Genomic DNA, 24769 nt, shown 5'->3' with positions numbered 1-24769 from the left:
ATGAATTAATTCTCAGAAAAATGTTTCTTTTTTCAATTACTGATTAAACCATTTGATCTTTTAAAAGTCCTACTTTCAATAACATTGTGGGTATTTCTTTTAATATGTGAATACTATTTTTTGTTAATATTAATATTTGTATGTACAAACGTTAAATAAAAATTAACAAATCCACTAATCTCAATTCTATAACCTAAATTTGTTTTTCAACTAAAAAACTGATACTTAATCCTACTTTATACCATAAAAAATGAAACTAAAATACCTTGTTTACACTTTACTGCTTGTTGGAATTGGTGGTTTTATTGCCTACCGAATTTCAACAAACATTTCCAAAAATGATAACTCAAAAGATAAAAACGGGAAAGACAAACCCATGAACGTGAGTGGGATTGTTGTTAAGACTCAAACTTTTGATAACAACCTATCGCTTTCTGGATCTATTGAAGCAAATGAACAAGTAGAAATTAGAAGTGAAGTTTCTGGTATTGTTGAAGGTATTTATTTTCAGGAAGGCAGTAATGTCAGTAAAGGGCAAGTACTTTTTAAAGTAAATGATATTGAGCTTAGAGCGCAATTGAGACAAATGACCACAAAAGAAGGTTTAGCATCCGAAAACGAAAGAAGAGCCAAATTATTATTGCAAAAAGAGGCCATCAGTCAAGAAGAATATGATGTTGCCAGAGCAGATTTAAAATCGGCACAATCGCAAAGCCAACTGATAAAAGCTCAAATATCAAAAACATCCGTAAGAGCACCATTTTCTGGAAAAATAGGACTGCGTTCTATTTCGCCTGGAACGTATATCACACCAACTATTCTAGTAGCAAAATTGGTAAATATTGGTAAACTAAAAATTACGTTTTCGATTCCTGAAAAATATGCAACTCAAGTAAAAACAAATACGCAATTAACTTTTACTGTTTCAGGTTCAACTGAAAAATATAGTGCTAAAGTTTATGCCATCGAGCCAGGAGTTGAAGTAGCAACAAGAACATTACAAGTTCGAGCAATTGCAGAAAACAAAAACGGGAAATTATTACCGGGAACATTTGCGAATGTTGAATTGCCTTTGGATATCATTAAAGACGCCATTGTAGTTCCTTCAGAAGCCATTATTCCGGTACAAAACGGGAAAAAAGTTTTCATCTCAAGTAATGGAAAAGCTAAAGAAGTAATGATAGAAACCGCAACAAGAACCGATGCTTCTATTCTAGTTCTTTCAGGCTTGAAAGCTGGAGATACTGTTTTGACAAGTGCTGTAATGTCATTAAAAGATGAAATTCCTGTTAAGGTGAAAGTTAAGTTATGAGTTAATAAATTATGATTTATAATTTTTGTCACTAAAATATAAATCATAATTAAGAAGCAACAATTCCTAATTCATAATTACTAATATATAATTCGAAAAATGAGTTTATCTACTACAAGTATAAGAAGGCCCGTATTTACCATTGTCATTAATTTAGCAATTGTATTATTTGGTCTTATTGGATATAGTTTTCTGGGAGTTCGTGAATTTCCTTCGATTGACCCGGCCCAAATTTCGATTCGGACAAACTATGCCGGAGCCAATTCAGATATTATTGAATCCCAAATTACTGAACCACTCGAAAAAGCCATTAACTCGATTGACGGAATCAGAAACGTTACTTCTTCGAGTGCTCAAGGAAGCAGTAATATCACAATCGAATTTAATTTAGATAAAAATCTGGAAGAAGCTGCCAATGATGTGCGTGATAAAGTGTCTCAAGCCGTGAGAAGCTTACCGCAAGATATTGATGCTCCTCCAGTTGTTTCTAAAGCTGATGCCAATGGAGATGCCATTATTTCGATGACGGTACAAAGTGATACCCGAAATGCATTGGAACTTAGTGATTATGCCGAAAATGTAATTTCCCAACGATTAGAAACAATTCCAGGAGTAAGTGGTGTCCAAATTTGGGGACAAAAACGATACGCAATGCGCTTGTGGATTGATCCTGTAAAATTAGCGTCTTATGGCTGTACGATTTCGGATGTTCGAGATGCGTTGAATAAACAAAATGTGGAACTCCCATCAGGAAAATTGACAGGAAAAAACACGGAACTTACCGTTAAAACCGTTGGAAATCTATCCAAGCCTGAAGAATTCAACAACATTATTATACGTTCAGTTGGTGAAAAAGTAATTCGCTTAAGCGATATTGGAACGGCAAGTTTAGGCCCTGAAAATACCGAAACTCAAATGACACAATCAGGCACGCCTTTAGTTGGTGTGGCTATTGTACCACTTCCCGGAGCTAATTATTTAGATATTTCAGCCGCTTTTTATAAAGAATTCGAAAAATTAAAAAAAGACTTGCCTAAAGATATCAAGTTAAATATCGCCATCGACAATACCATATTTGTAAAAAAATCAGTTATTGAAGTTGCCGAAACTTTAGGGATTTCTATCATTTTGGTAATTTTAATTATCTATTTATTCTTTAGAGATTGGGCTATTGCTTTCAGACCTTTAATTGATATTCCCGTTTCGTTGATTGCAACATTCTTTATTATGTGGCTTTTTGGATTTTCGATAAATGTATTGACTTTACTGGCGATTGTTCTTGCTACTGGTCTTGTGGTCGATGATGGAATTGTGGTAACCGAAAATATTTTCAAGAAAGTAGAAGAAGGCATGACGCCTATAGAAGCAGCAATAAAAGGATCCAATGAAATATTTTTTGCGGTAATTTCGATTTCGATAACCTTAGCCGCTGTATTTTTACCTGTAATTTTCCTCGAAGGATTTGTTGGACGGTTGTTTAGGGAATTCGGTGTGGTTATTGGTGCTGCAGTACTAATTTCAGCATTTGTATCATTGACCTTAACCCCAATGTTGAATGCCTATTTGATGAAAGGTGGCGAACAAAAAAAATCAAAATTCTATATTCGTACAGAACCGTATTTTGAAAAATTAAACAGTAGTTACGCTAGTGCTTTACAGCGTTTCATGAAAAGAAAATGGTTGAGTTTTCCTATTTTGATTGCTTGTTTTGGACTGATTTATTTGTTTTTTAATATTTTGCAAAAAGAAACTGCCCCATATGATGACCGTAGTGGATTTGTAATGCGAATGTCAACTCCTGAAGGATCTACCTATGAATATACCGATCGTTTCATGCAGGAAATGTCAAAATTAGTAGATGATTCCATTCCTGGAAAAAAAGTGAGTTTAGTGATTACTTCACCTGGATTTGGATCTTCATCTGTGAATAGTGGATTTATTCGGGTTTCTTTGGTAGAACCTAACGAAAGAAAGGATTCTCAGAAAGAGATAGCAGAAAAATTGACCAAATGGTCCAAACAATATCCTGATGCAAAAACCTCGGTAATTGAGCAACCTACAATCGCTGTAAACAGACGTGGAGGCTTACCGATTCAATACATCATTCAAGCTCCAAACTTTGAGAAATTAAGAGAAAAAATTCCAGTATTTATGGACGAAGTGGGTAAAAATCCAACATTTGCTATAAGTGATGTAAATTTAAAATTCAACAAACCAGAAGTCAATGTAAGCATTGACAGAGAAAAAGCGGAGAGTTTAGGAATATCTGTGATCGATATTGCACAAACCCTACAGCTTTCCTTAAGTGGTCAACGTTTTGGTTACTTCATGAGAAATGGAAAGCAATATCAAGTCATTGGACAGTTTAATCAAGAAGACCGTTCAAAACCATTGGATTTAACCTCAATGTATGTCAAGAACAATAAAGGGGAATTGATTCAAATGGACAATGTGGTAACCATTGAAGAGAAAAGTAATCCTCCACAATTGTATCATAATAACCGCTATATGTCGGCAACTATTTCTGCTGGTCTTGCTCCAGGCAAAAGTATTAGCGATGGAATTGATGCCATGAATGAAATAAAAGCCAAAGTTTTAGACGATACTTTTACCACCGATTTAGGTGGTGAATCACGAGATTATGTAGAAAGTAGCTCGAATACTTCTTTCGCATTTGGATTGGCTTTACTATTGATATTTCTAATTTTAGCGGCCCAATTTGAAAGCTTCATTGATCCGTTTATTATCATTTTAACCGTACCAATGGCCGTTGCCGGTGCTTTATTCTCTTTATGGCTATTCAACCAAACCTGGAATATTTTTAGCCAAATTGGGACCGTAATGTTAATTGGTTTGGTAACCAAGAACGGAATTCTGATTGTCGAATTTGCGAATCAGCTACGAGAACAAGGGAAATCTAAAATTGATGCTATTTTAGAAGCTTCAGAAGCCAGACTTCGTCCAATTTTAATGACCAGTTTAGCCATTTCATTAGGAGCTTTACCTATTGCGATGTCGCTTGGAGCCGCTTCAACAAGTAGAATTGGAATGGGAGTTGTGATTGTTGGCGGAACTATTTTCTCTTTGGTTTTAACCTTATTTGTAATCCCGGCGATGTATTTAATGTGGTCGAAAGCCAGAAAACATTATCCTGAATTTGATCACATCGAAGAATATGAAAAAGAAAGTAAGTAATATGACGAATTCAAAAAATATATTTAAAAGCCTGATTTTATTTTTCTTTTGCATTTTAAAAATGAATGCTCAAGAAGTTTTAACTGTTGAAGATGCCGTAAAAATTGCATTGGAAAACAATTATGAAATCAAAATTGCGTCGAACAATCTATTAATTGACAAAACCAACGTAAGCTCAGGAAATGCGGGAATGTTGCCAAAAGCTACGGCTACTATTGTAGACAATAATGGTATTCAAAACATTTCACAAACCCGATCAGACGGCACTGTTAACAAACTTGATAATGCTAAAAATAATAGTTTGACTTATGGTGTGGGTTTAGATTGGACTGTTTTTGACGGATTAAAAATGTTTGCAAAAATGGACCAATTAAAAGAGTTGCAAAAATTAGGAGAAGCACAACTAAAACTTACTATAATTACAAAAATAAGTGATGTCAATGCTACCTATTTTGATTTGGTACAACAACAACAGCAATTGTCAGCATTAGACTCAACAATCGTTATTTCTAATCAACGATTGACTTTGGCACAAAACCGATTTACAATTGGAAAAGCATCAAAACTGGAAGTTTTAAACGCGCAAGTTGATTTAAATACGGACAAAGTTACACTGTTGAGACAAAAAGAATTATTAGCTAATACTAAAATTCTATTGAATCAAATACTTGCCAGAGATGCTAAAATTGATTTTAAAGTGGTTGATAGAATTGTTGTTGACAATAAACTATTGCTTCCTGAATTAAGCGCTTTGGCAGAAAAACAAAACCCGCAATTAGAAACCCAAATCATTAATAAAAGAGTTTCTGAGTTGCAGTTGAAACAAATAAAAGCAGCGCGTTATCCAACCGTAAAACTAAATACCGGTTATAATTTTTCTGATAGTCAATCCAGTCTTGGTTTTACCACACAATCTTCTGCCAGAGGATTGAATTATGGTTTTAGTGCCTCATTGAATTTATTTGATGGATTTGCACAAAACCGAAACGAAAAAATTAGTAAGATTCAAATTGATAATTCAAAAATAGCAATTGATCAACAAAATTTGGCGCTAAATTCACAGTTAGCAACTTCCTATCAAACCTATTTGACAAATTTAGAACTAATAACTTTAGAAGAAAAAAATGAAGCTATTGCAAAACAAAATCTGAATATCACATTGGATAAATTCCGAATTGGAACGATAACCACTTTAGAATTCAGAACAGCACAATTAAATTATGTAAATGCAAAAGTGCGCTACAGCAATGCTCAATTTCAAGCTAAATTATCTGAAATTGCACTGAAAGAATTAGCTGGGAATCTAAGTTTTTAATTTAAATTTGAATAAAATTTTAGCCTAAATGATTTCATACAATACAAAAGACTGGTTTACTTTTATCTTTCGTTTCCATAAAGCAGATACATTTAGGACCTTATTTCCAATAATGCTAGCTATAGGCGCTTATTCCGGAATTATTGGGTATTTAGAAGTTGAATATTGGCAATTAGCAGACAATAGCTATATTAAGAATATTACCATCATGCACGGAATGTTGGGTTTTGTGATTTCATTATTATTAGTTTTTAGAACCAATACTGCTTATGACCGTTGGTGGGAAGGACGCAAAATGTGGGGAAGTTTAGTCAATAACAGCCGAAATTTTGCTATTAAATTATCGGTGATTTTAGAGGATGAAAAAGACCGCAATTATTTTAGAAAGATGATTCCGAGTTATGCATCCATTTTGCACAAACATTTGAATGATACCGATACCAGTAAGCAATTATTTGATGATGTAGATTTAGAAATTGACCATCACAAACACAAACCCAATCAGGTAGCTAAAATGTTGTTTCAAAAAATCAATGATCTATATACTTCAAAGAAAATAACCGGTGACCAATTGATTATTTTAAATGCTGAAGTATTATCCTTTACTGAAATTTGCGGTGCTTGCGAAAGAATTAAAAACACCCCTATTCCCTACTCTTACAGTGCTTTTATCAAAAAATTCATCTTCTTTTATGTGATGACTTTACCTTTTGGCTATTCTTTCAGCCTTGGTTATTATGTGGCACCAGTTGTGGTTTTTATCTTCTATGTTTTGGCCAGTTTAGAATTAATTGCTGAGGAAATTGAAGATCCTTTTGGAACTGATGAAAATGATTTACCTACTCATAAAATTGCCCTGAATATAAAAAAACATGTGGAAGAATTAATTTAAAATTTGTTAAACTATGTTCCAATTCTAATTATTTTCATTAAATTTAAACTTTGCCTTTATTAAGTTTGAAACTATGAATAACAATCGTGCTTTTATAAATCCACCGCATTTATCAAACGAGAAATCGTTGAAAACATTAGTAGAAAACAGAACTGTTTACTCCCTAAATCATTGTGAATTAAATCTTTTCGAAACCTATGAATCTTCTGCTTTGGTTCCTTTGAAGTTTAATGATTTGGTCGTGACAAGCATGCTAAGAGGCAAAAAAGTAATGCATCTTTTTGATGATCCAAGCTTTGATTATTTACCAGGAGAAACAGTTGTTATTCCTTCGAATGTGGAAATGAAAATTGATTTTCCCGAGGCTACAAAAAGTAACCCTACGCAATGTTTAGCTTTGGCGATAGACCAAACTAAAATTACTGATACATTACATTTTTTAAACGAAAGATATCCCAAAGAAGGTAATTCCCAATTCTGGCAATTGAATTATCAAAATTATTTTTTTTACAACAATGTAGAACTGGCTACAACCATCAACAAATTGATAAAAGAATGCATGAGCACTTCGATTACCAAAGATGCTTTGGCTGATTTAACTTTACAGGAATTATTAATCCGAATTATTCAAACGCAAACTGCAAAAGCAATTGATGACGGCTTGTTTACAGATCCAAAAAATCCTATTACCCAAGTAGTAGAATTCATCCGATTGAATTTGAAAGAAAATATCAGCATGAAACATTTGAGTGAAAAAGCGTGTATGAGCACCACTTCTTTTTACAGACTTTTTAAAAGAGAATTAGGAATGAGTCCAATAGAATTTGTAATCAGCGAAAAGATAAGATGCGCCAAACAATTGCTCAAAAACCCTACGATACAAATCAATGAAGTTTGTTATTTATCCGGATTTGAAGATTCCAATTACTTTATTCGATTGTTTAAGAAATACGAAGGAATTACTCCTAAACAATATCAATTGTTATATGTAATAAACTAGATTTATTTAATATATTTTAGGGGCTCAAGCAATTTTTCTTCTTCTGGTGTAAAAATTCGGTATTCAATTCGGAATGTTTTTTTTAACGGAGTTTCCAAGGAAAACCCTCCTACCCCAAATGCATCAATTACATCCAAAGTAAAATGAGCATGTTTCCAATATTCGAATAAATCCTTATCCACCCAAAATTCAGTATTTTCTATCATTCCAATACATACATCGCCCATTCTCTGGTAGAATCCACCTTTTTCAAAACATTGTGGTTGTGTTCCCTCACAACATCCTCCTGCTTGATAAAACATCAAGTCTCCATGTTTTTCCTGTAATATTTGAATTAATTCTATTGCTTTTTCTGTGGCATCAATTCTTTTTATCATCTTTTTTCTTTTAAAATAAAACCTGACAGATTATACAATCTGTCAGGTTTACGATTAACCAATAATCTGCAACTACTAAAAGAAACCTAATTTCTTTTTATCATAAGAAATCAACATGTTTTTTGTTTGACGATAATGTCCAAGCATCATTTTATGATTTTCACGACCAATTCCTGACTGTTTATAACCTCCAAACGGAGCTCCTGCAGGATAAGAATGGTATTGATTAATCCAAACACGACCTGATTGAATGGCTCTTGGAACCTGATAAATTTCATGTGCATCACGCGTCCAAACTCCAGCTCCTAAACCATACATCGAATCATTTGCAATAGCAATAGCCTCTTCCGTTGTTTTGAAAGTAGTCACAGCCAAAACAGGCCCGAAGATTTCTTCTTGAAAAATACGCATTTTATTATGCCCTTTGAAAAGAGTTGGTTTGATATAGTAACCGCCTGCTAAATCCCCATTCAATTGGTTTTCTTCACCGCCAATTAACACTTCGGCACCTTCTTCTTTTCCTAATTTAATATAGCTCAGAATTTTTTCTTTTTGGACTAATGAAGTCTGTGCCCCCATCATAGTGGTTCTGTCCAATGGATTTCCTAATTTAATTGCCGCTGTTCTTTCAATAACTCTGGCAATAAATTTTTCGTATATATCTTCATGGACTAATAATCGTGAAGGACACGTACAAATTTCCCCTTGATTTAAAGCAAACATTACTGCGCCTTCAATCGCTTTATCAAAGAAATCATCATCAGCATCTCCAACGGATTTCATAAAAATATTTGGGGATTTTCCACCTAATTCTAATGTTACTGGAATAATATTTTCGGTAGCATATTGCATAACTAAACGACCTGTAGGTGTAGAACCCGTAAATGCGGCTTTTGATACTTTTTTGTTAGTCACCAAAGCTCTTCCAAGCTCAGCACCAAAACCATTCACAATATTTACAACTCCCGGAGGAAGAATATCACCTATCAATTCCATTAAAACTAAAATAGAAATTGGCGTGCTTTCCGCTGGTTTTAAAACTACGGTATTTCCTGCGGCCAATGCTGGAGCTAATTTCCAAACTGCCATTAAAATTGGAAAATTCCAAGGAATAATTTGTGCAATTACACCCAAAGGTTCACTCAAAGCAATAGAAACAGTTTGTGAATCCAGCTCAGCAATAGAACTTTCCTCTGCACGAATTACACCAGCAAAATATCTGAAATGGTCTATTGCCAAAGGAATATCTGCAGCTAAAGTTTCTCGGATTGCTTTTCCGTTATCTATGGTTTCAACAGTGGCAATATATTCTAGATTATCTTCAATAACTTGTGCTATTTTATTCAATAAATTACTGCGTTCTGTAACAGATGTTTTTCCCCATGTTTGAAAAGCTTCATGTGCTTTATCAACTGCCAAATCAATATCAACTTTAGTCGAATGTGCAGCTCTTGTAAATACTTTTCCATCAATTGGAGAAACAACATCAAAATATTGGCCACCGATTGGCGCTACAAATTTTCCTCCAATATAATTATCATACGTTGCCTTGAATTCAGGTCTTTTTACTATATTATCCATGTCGTTATATATTTTATTTTATCAAAAATAGTCTGCTATTCATCATTAGAATAGCACAATTCATTCAACTAGTAGCATTAAATTTTCATATGTGTTTTTTTAACGTTATTTTATTATTTTATTCTTATATATTTATATCTAATACTATTAAATCATTATTTTGAATACTCCTGAAATGTGACAAATCAGTTATAAAAAACAAAAAAAATTGTTTCTTACTCCAACCTGCAATCCTTATATTTGCAATCTTATTAAAATTGACAGATGAAAATATCTTACAACTGGTTAAAACAATTCATTAAAATAGATTGGAAATCCGAAGAAACAGCAGCATTACTAACAGATTTAGGTCTGGAGGTAGAAATTGTTGAAAAATACCAATCGGTAAAAGGCGGATTAGAAGGCATTGTTGTAGGACATGTACTTACGTGTATTCAACATCCTGATGCTGATAGATTGAAAATAACTACAGTCGATTTAGGAAACGGTGTTCCCGTACAAATTGTATGTGGCGCCAGTAATGTTGCTGCTGGACAAAAAGTTCCGGTTGCTACAATTGGTACTGTATTGTACGATGCAGCAGGAGTCGCATTTTCGATAAAAAAAGGCAAAATACGCGGACAGGAAAGTCACGGTATGATTTGCGCAGAAGACGAATTAGGTCTTGGCGAAAGCCATGATGGAATCATGATATTAGACGATGCTTTAGTGCCAGGAACTTCTGCAGCTAAAGTTTTCAAGATTGAAAATGACGAAGTATTCGAAATTGGATTAACACCTAATCGTGCTGATGCTATGAGTCATCTTGGAACTGCCCGTGATTTAAGAGCGGGAATGCTACAAAGTGGTGTTAATGTAGAATTGATAACTCCTTCAGTAAGTAATTTTAGAGTAGATAAAAGAATATTGAAGATTGATGTCGATGTAAAAGAAGCTAAACTTGCTCCTAGATATTGTGGCGTTACTATTTCTGGAATTACTGTAAAAGCGTCGCCTGCTTGGTTACAAAACAGATTGAAAGCAATTGGAATAAATCCAAAAAATAATATTGTCGATGTGACCAATTATGTTTTACATGAATTAGGTCAGCCTCTTCATGCTTTTGATGCTTCAAAAATCAATGGCAAAATAATTGTAAAAACACTTGCTGCCGGAACTAAATTCATAACTCTTGATGACGTTGAAAGAACGTTACACGAGGAAGATCTAATGATTTGTGATGAAAAAGGACCATTGTGTATTGCAGGGGTTTTTGGTGGGAAAAAATCTGGAGTTTCAGAAAATACAAATTCAATTTTCTTAGAAAGTGCTTACTTTAATCCTGTAAGTATTCGTAAAACTGCCAAAAGACATCAATTAAACACCGATGCATCTTTTAGATTTGAAAGAGGAATTGACCCAACTATTACTGAATATGCATTGAAACGAGCAGCTTTATTGATTCAAGAAGTGGCCGGTGGAGAAATAACTTCGGATGTAATTAATGTGTATCCAAAGAAAATAGAAGACTTTACCGTGTTTTTAAACTTTAGTAAAGTAGCCAAAATTATTGGTCAGGAATTACCAAAAGATACCATTAAAAAAATATTAGTTTCATTAGACATAAAAGTTAACAGTGTTTCTGATGCTGGATTGGGATTAACAATTCCTGCATATAGAGTTGATGTACAAAGAGAAATTGATGTTATAGAGGAAATTTTGAGAGTTTATGGATACAACAACATTAATTTTTCGAAAAAACTAAATGCAACGGTTTCTAATTCTCCAAGAAACGAAGATTACAAAATACAAAATACGATTGCCACACAATTAAACTCTCAAGGATTTAATGAAATGATGGCTAATTCATTGACTACGGCATCTTATGTAGCACTTTCTGATGTTTTAAATTCAGAGCATAACGTAACAATGCTAAATCCTTTGAGCAATGATTTAGCAACAATGCGTCAATCTTTATTATTCTCTGGACTAGAAGCGATTTCCTATAATATTAATCGTAAAAATGCCGATTTAAAATTATTTGAATTTGGAAAATCATACCATAATTTTCCTTTAGGTTATGAGGAACATAAACATTTAACTTTATTCCTTTCTGGAAACAGAAACCAGGAAAATTGGACTAGTGCTCAAAAACCATCCGATTTCTTTTTATTCAAAGGATATGTAAACGCTATACTTTCTAGATTAGGCATTCAAAAAACGCAAAATTTACCAGTAACTTCTGATGTATTTTCTGAAGGAATTGCAATTGGATTTGGTCAAGACATTCTAGTTGAATTAGGAGTAGTTAAAAAATCAATATTAAAACATTTTGGAATAAAACAAGAAGTGTTTTTTGCTGATTTCAACTGGGCTTTAATCTTAAAATTGATTTCAACTAAAATAAAATATACTGAGATTCCTAAATATCCTGAAGTTCGTAGGGATTTAGCTTTGCTAATTGACCAAAACGTAACTTACGATAGTATTTACAATATTGCACGTCAAACGGAGAAATCACTATTGAAAGATATTAATTTATTTGATGTTTACGAAGGCAATAACCTTCCCGAAGGTAAAAAATCGTATGCATTAAGTTTTACCATTCAAGATAATTCAAAAACATTGACGGATGCTCAAATTGATAAAATCATGGGTAAATTGCAAAATAATTTTGAGACTGAGCTTGGAGCGAGCCTAAGATAAAATCTATTTTATTCTATTAGAAAATCCCAATTCTGAATCAGAATTGGGATTTTTTTTCACAAAAAAGTCCTGCATAATTACAGGACTTTTTCAATAAACAACTTTCAACCTCTATCAAAAAAATTATTGTTTTGGTAATACAACTGCATCAATTACATGAATCACACCATTTGATTGGTTCACATCAGCAATTGTAACTTTCGCAGAATTACCATTTTCGTCAGTAATGTATAAATCTTTCCCTTTCATCCAAGCTGTCAAAGTTCCACCGCTAACAGTTTTTAAAGTTGCTTTACCTTTACCCATTTTAATTGCTTTAGCAATATCTGAAGCATTCATTTTTCCTGCTACTACATGGTAAGTCAGAATTGTTTGTAACATTTTTAAATTTTCAGGTTTCAATAATGTTTCAACTGTACCTTTTGGTAATTTATCAAACGCAGCATTTGTTGGGGCAAAAACGGTGAATGGACCTTTACTTTGTAAAGTTTCTACTAAACCTGCAGCTTTAACCGCTGCAACTAATGTAGTATGATCTTTAGAATTTACTGCATTTTCAACAATATTTTTAGTTGGATACATCGCAGCTCCACCAACCATAACGGTTTTTTGAGCGAAAGAAGTTGCTCCAAATACTAATGCAAAAAATGTAATCGATAAAAATTTTCTAGTTTTCATAAAATTTATTTTATTAAGTTATATAAATGCATTTACGCTGTTAGTTTGCTTTTGGTTTTAAAAAAATGAAACTATTTTATAAACAATTGACTTTTAGATATATTACTATAAAATAAATTCATTTGATAAACCATTTTATTGCATCTATTTTCTGGAAAACCCCATTTGATTAATCAATATATCCTTATTTTTATATTTTTAAATTAAAAATAAAATGAATCAAAATTCTAAAGAGGTTTCTAAGGTTGATAATGGCTCACATCATATTATTCAAAGTCTAATAGTGAATGTCGTGATTGTAATTTCCAAAGGATTTGCAGCTTTTATGACTGGTTCCGGGGCAATGTTGGCTGAAACTATCCATTCATCTGCTGATTGTGCCAATCAATTACTATTATTATTAGGTGTCAAACAGGCAAAACGACCAGCAGATGCCCAACACCCTTTTGGTTATGGTAAATCAGTTTATTTCTGGTCATTTATGGTGGCAATGCTCCTATTTTCTATTGGAGGAATGTTTTCGATTTACGAAGGAATTCACAAATACAATAATCCAGAACCTGTACACGAAATTGCATGGGGAATTGGAGTTTTGTTATTTGCTATAGCTTTAGAAGGATATGCTACCTATTCAAATATTGTAGAGCTCAATAAAAGAAAAGGAAGCTGTAGTTTTTTTGGTTATTTACGCACCACAAAGGACAGCGATTTGATTGTAATATTTGGAGAAAATTCAGCAGCTGTCTTAGGTTTAGTTTTAGCAATAATTGCATTGCTAGTTTCTTATTATACAGGAGATAGTCGTTATGATGCCATAGGCTCACTTGCGATTGGTGTAGTGCTGATTTTAGTAGCCGTTTTTCTTGCTGTTGAAGTAAAATCACTATTAATTGGTGAAAGTGCAGATTCAATTATTTTAGAAACTATTGAATCCATAACACTAAAGGACCCTCTAATTATTGAAGTTTTAAATTGTAGAACTATTCAACAAGGTCCAGGAGAAGTTTTAGTTTGTGTGAAAATTAAATGCAGTCCAGATCTTACTACACAATCCATAAGCCAATTGATTAATAATTTTGAGCAAGAAATAAGAACAGTTCATCCTGAAGTAAAATGGCTTTACGTAGAACCTGATTTTCAGGAATGGAAGAATAGTTTATAAAAATCGAGAAGATTCTTTATTCTTCGCAAGAGTAAACTTTTAAATTCTAACAAAAAAAGCCCCGCAAATTGCGGGGCTTTCTATATTCAAAAGTTTCAAGAAATTATTTTTTCTCTGACTTTTCCATTTTAGCTTTCAATGCTGCTAATACATCATTGTTATCTCCTAAAGTTGCAGCTGGTGCATTTGTAGAAGAGTTAGATGAAGTAGAAGTGTTTTCAGTAGCTGTTTTCACATTTTTCTCTTCTTCTTCACGGAAGATAGCAGTGTGAGATGCAACTACTCTTTTAAATTCTTTGTTGAATTCAATTACTTTGAAATCAGCTGATTCTCCTTTTTTCAATTTCTTACCGTCTTCTTTTTCAAGGTGACGTGTAGGAATGAAAGCAACGATATCATCTCCGAATTCTACAGTAGCTCCTTTGTCAACGATTTCAGAAATTTCACCTGTGTGGATAGTTCCAACTGCGAAAGAATCTTCATATTGATCCCAAGGATTAGCAGTAGTTTGTTTGTGACCTAAAGATAATTTACGTCCTTCAACATCTAATTCTAATACTACTACGTCAAGTTTTTCACCAACATTTACAAATTCAGATGGATGTTTGATTTTCTTAGTCCAAGATAAGTCAGAGATGTAAATTAATCCATCAATTCCTTCTTCTAATTCTACGAAAATTCCAAAGTTTGTAAAGTTTCTAACGATACCTGTATGTTTAGAACCTACTGGGTATTTAGCAGTGATATCAGTCCAAGGATCTTGAGACAATTGTTTGATACCTAATGACATTTTACGGTCATCTCTATCTAATGTTAAGATAACAGCTTCAACAACATCACCTACTTTTACGAAATCTTGAGCAGAACGTAAATGAGTAGACCATGACATTTCAGAAACGTGGATTAAACCTTCAACACCTTCAGCAACTTCGATAAAAGCACCGTAATCAGCGATTACTACTACTTTACCTTTTACTTTATCTCCAATTGCTAATTTAGCATCAAGAGCATCCCAAGGGTGAGCATTTAATTGTTTCAATCCTAATTGAATTCTTGTTTTCTCATCATCGAAATCAAGGATTACAACATTTAATTTTTGGTCTAATTCAAGAACTTCACTTGGATGGTTAATACGACTCCAAGAAAGGTCAGTAATGTGAATTAATCCATCAACACCACCTAAGTCAATAAACACACCATAAGAAGTAATGTTTTTAACAACACCTTCTAATACTTGTCCTTTTTGTAATTGACCGATGATTTCTTTTTTCTGGATTTCAATATCCGCTTCAATAAGCGCTTTATGAGAAACAACAACATTTTTGAATTCGTGGTTGATTTTTACCACTTTGAATTCCATCATTTTGTTTACATATACATCGTAGTCTCTAATTGGTTTAACATCAATTTGAGATCCTGGTAAGAAAGCTTCAATTCCGAAAACGTCAACGATCATACCACCTTTAGTTCTGCATTTTACAAAACCATTAACGATTTCTCCTGTTTCGTTAGCCGAAATAACTCTATCCCATGATTTGATAGTACGCGCTTTTCTGTGAGATAATACTAATTGACCAGTTTTATCCTCACGGATGTCAATTAATACTTCAACAGTATCACCTACTTTTAAGGCTGGGTTGTAACGGAATTCGTTCAATGAAATAACACCTTCCGATTTTGCGTTGATATCAACGATAACGTCTCTATCTGTAATTCTAACAACTACACCATCTACAACTTCTTCTTGATCAGTAGCGATAAATGTTTTTGAAACTAGTTCTTCGAATTCTAATAAGTTTTTCTCATCAACAGCATCAATACCTTCTTCGAAATTGTGCCAGTTAAAATTTGCTAAAAACTCTTCTTGTGATTTTACTTGTTCAGACATGCTGATTAAAAATTTGTATTCTGTATTCTCTCGAGTTTCTTAATGTGCTAGAAAACAACAGAAGTTGTTTGTATAATTAGTTGAACCCTAAAGGAAACTCTTATTCACCAAAAGGACTGCAAAAGTAACACATTTATCTTAAACTGCAAAATTTTACAGACAAGATAATCAATTGAGAATCAGTAGCGAATTAATTGGCTTTTTTGCAGGCAAGGTTCCCGCTCTCGCCTTTATCTCTCCGCTACGCTGCGAGGATATCAGCTCCATCGGGGCTAATTAGGTTTTATAGTGATTTTTCAGCAATAAAAATCCCGATAACTATTAAGGATATCGGGTAAATTTTATAAGAAAAGGGATTTTAATGCTTAATTTCTCCTGAAACTTTAGGTCCAAATTTATCTTTAAAAACAAAAGGAAAAATTATGGCAAGAACTAAAGCATACGATGCAAAAGTGATCCAGATATGAAACCAGTCTTTACTTCCATCAGCCATAGTAAAATATTTTTGGATAATATAACCACTCGTAAAACTTCCTATTAATGCTCCAAAACCATTCACCATCATCATAAACATCCCTTGTGCACTTCCTCTGATTTTTGAATCCGTTTGTGTTTCCACAAATAAAGAACCTGATATATTAAAAAAGTCAAATGCCATTCCGTAAACAATGCAAGACATAATAATCATCCAAAGACCATCTGACGGATTTCCAAAAGCAAACAATCCAAAACGCAATACCCAAGCCAGCATACTAAACAGCATCACGTATTTGATACCAAATTTTCTCAGGAAAAATGGAATTGCCAATATGAACAGCGTTTCTGAAACTTGTGAAATCGACATGATTATAGCAGGGTATTTCACTGCAATAGTATTCTTGTAGGCATCAACAGTAGCAAAATCGTGAATGTAAGTATCTCCATACGCATTGGTCAATTGCAAAGCGGCTCCCAACAACATAGAGAATATAAAGAAAATGGCAAATTTTTGTTGTTTAAACAATTCAAAAGCATTCAGTCCCAAAGCTTGCGTAAAAGAAGTCCCTTTTTCTCCTTTACACATCGGAGGACATTTAGGAAGTGTAAATGCATAAATTCCTAATAGTACAGAAACAATTCCTGCAATATAAAATTGATTTGCAGAAGTCTCATTATGCGTTAAACTAACCACCCAAAGTGCAACAATAAAGCCTATGGTTCCCCAGATTCTAATAGGTGGATAATCTTTTACGACATCCATATCCTTTGCAATTAATGCATTATAAGCTACCGTTATTGACAAGGAAATTGTTGGCATGTAGAAAAACATATTCACTAACATGACCCAGAAAAAAGTAGTAGGATTGTTCACTTGAGGCAAGTAAAACAGAGCTACTGCACCAAAAAAATGAAGCAACCCATATAATTTTTCAGCATTTATAAATCGATCTGAAATAATTCCTGTTAAAGCGGGCATAAAAACCGAAGAAATTCCCATTGTTGAAAATATGATTCCAAACTCAGTTCCAGACCAATGTTTGTTATTAAACCAATATGCCCCAATAGTAAGTAACCAAGAACCCCAAATAAAAAATTGAAGGAAATTCATTAATACCAACCTGTTTTTAATTCCCATACAATTGAATTGTTTTTTTATTTTTAAAAAAGTAACAAAGCGTAAATCTAATATTAAAAAAGAGATCTACAAAAGATTAAAGTGTTTTAACAACTTCATCCACTAAATCCAAAACAACTTTAAATTGTTCTTCACGAGTTAGGTAAGAATTATCGATTTCAATAGCATCGTCCGCCATTACCAAAGGCGAATCCTTTCGGTGTGTATCAATATAATCGCGTTCTTCTACATTTTTTAATACTTCTTCATACGTAACTGAATCTCCTTTTTCCTGTAATTCATCAAAACGTCTTTGCGCTCGGGTATCTGCCCCTGCCGTCATAAATATTTTAAGTTCAGCATCCGGAAAAACGACGGTTCCAATATCTCTACCGTCCATAACAATTCCTTTGTCCTTACCCATTTCTTTCTGCTGTTCTACTAATTTGGCACGTACTTCAGATATTTCAGCCACTTTACTCACAAAATTAGAAACTTCGATTGTTCTTATTTCGGTTTCAACATTGATATCATTCAAATACATTTCTGCAAAACCTAAATCAGGATTGAATTTGAACTGTAATTTTATAATTGGCAAACTGTTAATTAATGTTTCTTTATCAAAAGAATCAATATTTATGTAACCATTTTGCATCGCAAAAAAGGTAACGGCGCGATACATTGCTCCTGTATCGACATATACATATCCCAAGTGCTTTGCAAGTTGTTTAGCCAAAGTACTTTTTCCTGTGGATGAAAATCCGTCAATTGCTATGGTAATTTTTTTATCCAAAATAATATTATTGTAAGTTAATAGTTAAACCAAATAAGCTCGTATTTCCCGCTAACGTATATCGTGAATACGAATAATTGAATTTTAATTTATTCATTTTTAATCCAAAACCTAATGAGACTCCCGAAAAATTACGTTGCTCCAAAAGTCGTAATTCTTCTGCTCTTCGAAAATTATATCCCAATCGAATATTAAACGATTTTTTAGGAAAAAGCTCAACTCCCATAATCACATGGCGCAAAGCATTATTTATTACTGATACTTTTTCGGCGGTAGAACTTCCATCAATTGAGGATTGAGCTCTTTCAGGATTAGAAAAAGCAATATTCCATTGTTGCAAATTTTCCAATGTGAGATGCCAACGAATCGGTACATTTTCTAATTCTTGTGAAACACCCACAATAATTTCAAGTGGCAGTTTTTCGTTTGTACCATTGTAAGTAGTAAATTGAGTTCCTATATTTCGTATTGCCAAGCCCCAATTCACATCGTTCCTTTCGTCTATAAAAAGAGCACCAATATCAATCGCTCCGCCTAAAGAACTATAACTTTCTAAGGTCGAAGAAATCAATTTTGCATTCGCACCTAAATGAATAGTAGTATTGGGAATATTGTATGCATAACCTAAAGAAAGAGCAATTTCACTTCCCGTAAATGAAGCTGTGGCCTGACCATTTTCATCGTAACCGTCAAAATTACCATAATTCACATAATTGATACCAGCCTGAAAAGTTTGTAAATGACGGTCATAGGTGTAAGCATAAGAAGCTGTTCCATACGTCACTTCTTTGAAATAACTTCCATAATTTAATGCCAGATGGTTATCCATATCCGCATTTAATGTTGCTGGATTAAAATTGACCTGATTCACATCATCGTCATAAATTGTTACAGTTTTCCCGCCTAAAGCTGCTTGTCTTGGTGAAGTGACCAAGTTCAAAAACTGATAGGTGTACTTCCCTCCTATTTGACTGTAAGATACAGCGCAAATAAAAACTAAGGAGTATGATAAAAGTTTTTTTAACATGCTTTAAATCGCGATTTATGTAAGGTAAAACGCAAATGCGAAGATAAAATTATAAATACAATAAACAGCAACTTTCAAACTCGTAATTATAAATAAAAATTCCAAATCCCAAGCACTGAAAAACAGGTTTTGGAATTTGGAATTCGTTTCTTATTGCTTGTTATCTGTTATTTCAGATCTTTTGCATTTTTTACTTTTTGATCTGTCAAAGCATACTTAAGCACTTCGCTCATTTCTTTAACATAATGAAAAGTCAAACCTTCAAGATATTCTGGTTTTATTTCATCAATATCACTTTTGTTTTCATGACACAAAATAATTTCTTTGATATTGGCTCTTTTGGCTGCCAAAATCTTTTCTTTTATTCCTCCAACTGGTAAAACTTTTCCACGCAAGGTAATTTCGCCTGTCATGGCCAAGTTTTTCTTCACTCGTTTTTGTGTAAACAACGAAACTAATGAAGTCAACATCGCAATTCCGGCACTAGGACCATCTTTGGGTGTAGCTCCTTCAGGAACGTGCAAGTGAATATTATATTTAGAAAGTATCTCCGAATCCAATCCTAAAAATTTAGCATTTGCCTTAATATATTCTAAAGCAATCGTTGCAGATTCTTTCATTACTGTTCCTAAGTTCCCAGTAATTGTCATGGTTCCTTTTCCTGGAGAAAGCAAAGATTCTATAAACAGAATATCACCCCCTACAGAGGTCCAAGCCAAACCAGTCACCACTCCGGCAACATCATTATTCTCGTACTTGTCTCTTTCTAATCTTGGAACGCCAAGTGTTTTTATAATATCTTCGTCAGTTACTTTCTTGTTATACGCTTCTTCCATTGCAACAGATTTTGCTGCATTCCGAATTACTTGAGCAATCTTAGCTTCTAAACCACGAACGCCAGATTCACGCGTATATCCTTCTACAATTTTTTCTAACTGTTTTTTTCCAATGGTTAAATCTTTGGTTGTTAAACCATGTTCTTTCAATTGTCTTGGAAACAAATGCTGACGAGCAATTTCTACCTTTTCTTCAATCGTGTAACCAGACATTTTGATAATTTCCATTCTGTCTTTCAATGCAGGTTGAATCGCAGCCATATTATTAGACGTAGCAATAAACATCACTTTCGACAAATCATAACCCATTTCCAGAAAATTATCATAAAACGAATTGTTTTGTTCCGGATCTAAAACTTCCAGTAACGCTGATGATGGATCACCTTGATTACTATTCGATAATTTATCGATTTCATCCAAAACAAATACAGGATTTGAAGTTCCGGCTTTTTTCAAACTTTGGATAATTCTTCCTGGCATAGCGCCAATGTAGGTTTTTCTATGTCCACGAATCTCCGCTTCATCACGCAAACCACCCAATGAAATTCTAACATATTTTCTACCTAATGCTTCTGCAATAGATCGCCCAATAGAAGTTTTCCCAACTCCCGGAGGTCCTGTCAAACAAATTATCGGTGATTTCATATCATTTCGCAATTTTAAAACGGCCAAATGTTCTATCATTCTTTTCTTAACATCTTCAAGACCAAAATGATCTCTATCCAATATTTTTTGTGCTTTCTTTAAATCAAAATCATCTTTAGAATATTCATCCCAAGGTAAATCCAGAAACAACTCTAAATAGTTTCTTTGAATACCAAAATCAGGCGCCTGAGGATTCATGCGACGCATTTTTGATAATTCTTTTTCGAAATGTTTTTTAGTTTTCTCGTCCCATTTCTTAGTCAAAGACTTTTGCAACATTTCATCCATTTCCTCTTCCTGCGAAACACCACCCAATTCTTCTTGAATGGTTTTCATTTGTTGATGAAGGAAATATTCTCTTTGTTGTTGGTCTAAATCAAAGCGAACTTTAGATTGAATATCATTTTTCAATTCGAGTTTTTGCAACTCAATATTCATATAACGCAAAGTTTCTAAAGCCCTAACTTTTAATTCATTAATAGCTAATAAATCTTGCTTTTCTTTAACTGTCAAATTCATATTAGAAGTGACAAAATTGATTAAAAATGATTGGCTTTCAATATTTTTAATCGCAAAAGTAGCTTCACTAGGAATATTTGGACTTTCTTTTATAATTTGAATTGCTAATTCTTTGATAGAATCAAGAATCGCGATAAACTCTGTATCCTGTTTTTTCGGTCTTTTTTCTGGGACTTCTTTAATTTTTGCTGTTATATAAGGACTTTCTGCAATTACAGAATCAATTTCAAATCGCTTTTTCCCTTGAAGTATAACGGTGATATTTCCATCAGGCATTTTTAAAACCCTTAAAATTCGAGCTACTGTACCTATACTATGAATATCTTCGGGAGTTGGATCTTCGTCCTGCTCATTTTTTTGAGCTACTACACCAATGATTTTACCGGCTGCATTGGCATCATTGATTAATTTTATTGATTTATCACGTCCGGCAGTAATTGGTATAACAACTCCTGGAAATAAAACCATATTACGCAATGGTAAAATAGGCAAAGAATCTGGCAGTGCTTCATTATTCATTTCCTCCTCATCTTCAGGAGTCAATAATGGGATTAAATCAGCTTCAGAATCAAATTCTTGAAGTGACAGATTGTCAATAGTAAGTATTTTATGATTTGACATATAATTATTTAAGTCTTTTTGTCATTAAAAATTTTAATTTATCAAGCAAATATAAGGCATCATAGCAGTAATTTTAAATAAAATCCATGTATGACGTGATTACTAAGCTTGACAATAAAAGAGTCAATCATTATGCCAAAGTGAAAGTAAAATAGATTACATCTTCTTACAAATAAAGAAAAAATTAAAAAAACAAAAATTAGGAAAACAGCTGTTTTTTAAAGTGTAAAAAACAAAAATCAGAAATGCTATTTTATTTTTTATTAATTCAAAGCATTGTTTTTGGGTACTCTTTTCAATAAAATAACACCCATTATAAAAAATACTCCTAAGAAAACTATCGCAAATCGCGGACTTCCGGTAATTTGGTCAATAATTCCATAAACCAACATTCCGATAACAATCCCAATTTTTTCGGAAACATCAAAAAAACTAAAAAAGGAAGCCGTATCTTCTGTCTCTGGCAATAATTTAGAATAGGTTGAACGTGACAAAGCTTGAATTCCGCCCATTACGAGTCCTACTAAACCAGCCATAATATAAAAATGTATTGGCAATGTTATAAAGTAAGCTGCCGCACATAATAAAACCCAGAAACAATTAATCACAATAAGTGTAGGAATGTTTCCAAACTTCTCTGAAGCTTTTGAGGTTAAAACTGCACCAACAATTGCTACTAACTGAATTAATAGAATACAAATAATTAAACCTGTTGTACTTTCACTTTTTGATGACCAAGTAATTTCTTGTGCTCCAAAATAAGTAGCAATAAGCATAACCGTCTGAACAGCCATACTATAAACAAAAAAACTAACAAGATATTTTTTTAAAGCACTATTTTCTTCCAATAAATGCCAAACTTTTTTTAATTCTCTAAATCCATTAAAAACTAAAGCTTTAGTCACTTTGCGCTCCGCATTTCTACTTCCTTTTGGTAAATAATAATACGTATATTGACTAAAAACAATCCACCATATTCCTACCATGATAAAAGAGTATCGCATGGCTTTCATAGCGGCTTCACCCTTAGTTCCTGTTATACCAAAAATATCCGGCATCATAATCATACCTAAATTGACAATCAACAATATAACACTTCCTATGTAACCATAAGAATACCCTTTGGCACTAGTTTCATCTTGTTGTTCAACAAAAGCAATATCAGGTAAATACGAATTGTAAAACACTAAACTACCCCAAAAGCCAATCAAACCTAAGAAATAAAATAATAAACTGATATAAATATTTTCTAAACTAAACCAATACAATCCCACGCAGGATAAGGCTCCCAAATAACAAAAAAACTTCATAAAAGATTTTTTATTACCAACGTAATCTGAGATTCCTGATAACAAAGGAGAAATTAGTGCCACAACTAAAAAGGCAAAAGCAGTAACAAAACTAATCAACGCAGAATTTTTAACACTAAAACCAAAAACGGTTATATAATGATTTCTATCTGAAAATAATGCTTCATAAAAAATAGGAAATACTGCAGACGAAATGACTAATGGATAAACTGAGTTTGCCCAATCATAAAAAGCCCAAGCATTTAATAATTTTTTACTCCCTTTTGGTAAATCTGCCATGTTTCTTTTTTTATGTTGCGAATTTATTTATTTTTTATTTAGTATGATTCAAAAAGTAACTAATTTGACATTAATAAATCGTTATCAACTCATAATCAGCCCTATGTTAATACAATTGAAATAAAAAAATAGGCTATTCTCTTTTGATGAGAATAGCCTATTTAAATCTTCGTTAATATAATAATGATATACATCAATAATGTATTTTTATCTGTAAATAACTCCAACTTTAGCAGCTGTTGCTTTCGCTTCAGGAATCAATGCTTTTAAATTTGCAATTCTGGTAGCATCAGATGGGTGTGTACTCATAAATTCTGGTGGTGCTTGTCCTGCAGACTGTGCTGCCATTCTTTGCCAAAAAATTACTGCATCATCTGGATTATAACCCGCAATTGCCATCAATGTAAGTCCAATTTTATCAGCTTCACTTTCATGACTTCGACTAAATGGAAGCATCACTCCTACCTGAGATCCTAATCCATAATATTGTTGCCACATTTGTTGTTTCTCTGCACTTTGACTTCCCGTTGCAACGGCAACTCCTACAGCTCCCAATTGTTGCAATTGAGCAGCACTCATTCTTTGTGCCCCATGATTTGCCAATGCATGTGAAACTTCATGTCCCATTACGGTAGCTAACCCAGCATCATCTTTAGTTATTGGTAATATTCCTGAATAAACAACAATTTTCCCTCCTGGCATACACCAAGCATTCACTTCTTTACTATCAATTAATTTATATTCCCAACGATAATCACTCAAATATTGTGATTGTCCTAAATAGGTCAAATATTTTTCTGCTGCTGCTTTAATTCGCATCCCAACCGTTTCAACTCTTCTCGCATCAGCAGTTCCAGTAATTACTTTATTTTCTTTTAAAAAAGTACCATATTGTTGAAACGATGATGGAAACAACTCACTGTTTGAAACAAAATTTAAACTTTTCTTTCCTGTAAGAGGATTTGTAGCACAAGAATAAACGAGACCTAGCGCACAAACTCCTATTAATAAGTGTTTTTTCATAATTTTAAGTTTAATTAGTATACAAAAATACAAATAG

Annotated in this window: 17 protein-coding genes; 7 read left to right on the top strand and 10 right to left on the bottom strand. The window is 33.2% G+C overall.

Going from position 1 to position 24769, the window contains the following annotated elements; all coding sequences use genetic code 11:
• Positions 1–250 precede the first annotated feature (250 nt).
• The 5 genes from ACM55H_RS11085 to ACM55H_RS11065 all read left to right on the top strand — a co-directional run bounded on the left by ACM55H_RS11085 (position 251) and on the right by ACM55H_RS11065 (position 7714).
• Positions 251–1312 carry an efflux RND transporter periplasmic adaptor subunit gene (locus ACM55H_RS11085; RefSeq protein WP_416836549.1) on the top strand — a complete coding sequence of 354 codons (1062 nt, stop codon included), beginning with the start codon at positions 251–253 and terminating at the stop codon, positions 1310–1312.
• Positions 1313–1411: 99 nt separating this feature from the next.
• On the top strand, positions 1412–4507 hold the full coding sequence (locus ACM55H_RS11080; protein WP_416836548.1) for an efflux RND transporter permease subunit: 3096 nt from the start codon (positions 1412–1414) through the stop codon (positions 4505–4507).
• A gap of 61 nt (positions 4508–4568) precedes the next feature.
• Positions 4569–5822, top strand: coding sequence for a TolC family protein (locus ACM55H_RS11075; protein WP_416836547.1), 1254 nt, complete (start codon positions 4569–4571; stop codon positions 5820–5822).
• 28 nt (positions 5823–5850) lie between these two features.
• Entirely contained in the window at positions 5851–6714 is an 864-nt protein-coding gene (locus ACM55H_RS11070) for a bestrophin family protein (RefSeq protein WP_416836546.1), read from the top strand.
• Between the two features lie 73 nt (positions 6715–6787).
• Positions 6788–7714: an AraC family transcriptional regulator gene (locus ACM55H_RS11065; RefSeq protein WP_416836545.1), complete on the top strand. Its 927-nt coding sequence runs from the start codon at positions 6788–6790 to the stop codon at positions 7712–7714.
• A 2-nt stretch (positions 7715–7716) separates the two neighbouring features.
• On the opposite strand, the gene ACM55H_RS11060 is transcribed toward ACM55H_RS11065, so the two are convergent.
• Positions 7717–8091 (bottom strand): DUF779 domain-containing protein, encoded by a 375-nt coding sequence (locus tag ACM55H_RS11060; RefSeq protein ID WP_416836544.1) that lies wholly within the window; start codon positions 8089–8091, stop codon positions 7717–7719.
• A gap of 75 nt (positions 8092–8166) precedes the next feature.
• Positions 8167–9672, bottom strand: a complete 1506-nt coding sequence (locus ACM55H_RS11055) for an aldehyde dehydrogenase family protein (protein WP_416836543.1) — start codon at positions 9670–9672, stop codon at positions 8167–8169.
• Between the two features lie 264 nt (positions 9673–9936).
• Between ACM55H_RS11055 and pheT the strand changes: the two genes are divergently transcribed.
• A complete protein-coding gene (pheT, locus tag ACM55H_RS11050; RefSeq protein ID WP_416836542.1) occupies positions 9937–12357 on the top strand; it encodes a phenylalanine--tRNA ligase subunit beta in 2421 nt (806 codons plus the stop codon).
• 123 nt (positions 12358–12480) lie between these two features.
• Here pheT and ACM55H_RS11045 read toward each other — a convergent pair whose 3' ends face one another.
• Positions 12481–13035 (bottom strand): fasciclin domain-containing protein, encoded by a 555-nt coding sequence (locus ACM55H_RS11045; RefSeq protein ID WP_416836541.1) that lies wholly within the window; start codon positions 13033–13035, stop codon positions 12481–12483.
• Positions 13036–13249: 214 nt separating this feature from the next.
• Between ACM55H_RS11045 and ACM55H_RS11040 the strand changes: the two genes are divergently transcribed.
• A complete protein-coding gene (locus ACM55H_RS11040) occupies positions 13250–14197 on the top strand; it encodes a cation diffusion facilitator family transporter (protein ID WP_416836540.1) in 948 nt (315 codons plus the stop codon).
• Between the two features lie 103 nt (positions 14198–14300).
• Here the strand turns inward: ACM55H_RS11040 and rpsA are convergent, their stop codons facing one another.
• The 7 genes from rpsA to ACM55H_RS11005 form a co-directional block, all read right to left on the bottom strand.
• Positions 14301–16085 (bottom strand): 30S ribosomal protein S1, encoded by a 1785-nt coding sequence (rpsA, locus tag ACM55H_RS11035; RefSeq protein WP_416836539.1) that lies wholly within the window; start codon positions 16083–16085, stop codon positions 14301–14303.
• Positions 16086–16443: 358 nt separating this feature from the next.
• Positions 16444–17700, bottom strand: coding sequence for a nucleoside permease (locus ACM55H_RS11030; RefSeq protein WP_416836538.1), 1257 nt, complete (start codon positions 17698–17700; stop codon positions 16444–16446).
• 76 nt (positions 17701–17776) lie between these two features.
• Positions 17777–18472 (bottom strand): (d)CMP kinase, encoded by a 696-nt coding sequence (cmk, locus tag ACM55H_RS11025; protein WP_416836537.1) that lies wholly within the window; start codon positions 18470–18472, stop codon positions 17777–17779.
• Between the two features lie 7 nt (positions 18473–18479).
• Positions 18480–19499, bottom strand: coding sequence for a type IX secretion system protein PorQ (gene porQ / locus ACM55H_RS11020; RefSeq protein ID WP_416836536.1), 1020 nt, complete (start codon positions 19497–19499; stop codon positions 18480–18482).
• Positions 19500–19666: 167 nt separating this feature from the next.
• On the bottom strand, positions 19667–22120 hold the full coding sequence (lon, locus tag ACM55H_RS11015) for an endopeptidase La (RefSeq protein ID WP_416836535.1): 2454 nt from the start codon (positions 22118–22120) through the stop codon (positions 19667–19669).
• 263 nt (positions 22121–22383) lie between these two features.
• Positions 22384–23709 (bottom strand): MFS transporter, encoded by a 1326-nt coding sequence (locus tag ACM55H_RS11010; RefSeq protein ID WP_416836534.1) that lies wholly within the window; start codon positions 23707–23709, stop codon positions 22384–22386.
• Positions 23710–23916: 207 nt separating this feature from the next.
• Positions 23917–24732, bottom strand: coding sequence for a M48 family metallopeptidase (locus ACM55H_RS11005; protein WP_416836533.1), 816 nt, complete (start codon positions 24730–24732; stop codon positions 23917–23919).
• Between the last annotated feature and the right edge of the window lie 37 nt (positions 24733–24769).

This window comes from Flavobacterium cryoconiti (genome assembly GCF_048158645.1).
GTDB classification, from domain to species: Bacteria; Bacteroidota; Bacteroidia; order Flavobacteriales; family Flavobacteriaceae; genus Flavobacterium; species Flavobacterium cryoconiti.
This window is presented reverse-complemented; position numbering and strand designations above follow the sequence as displayed.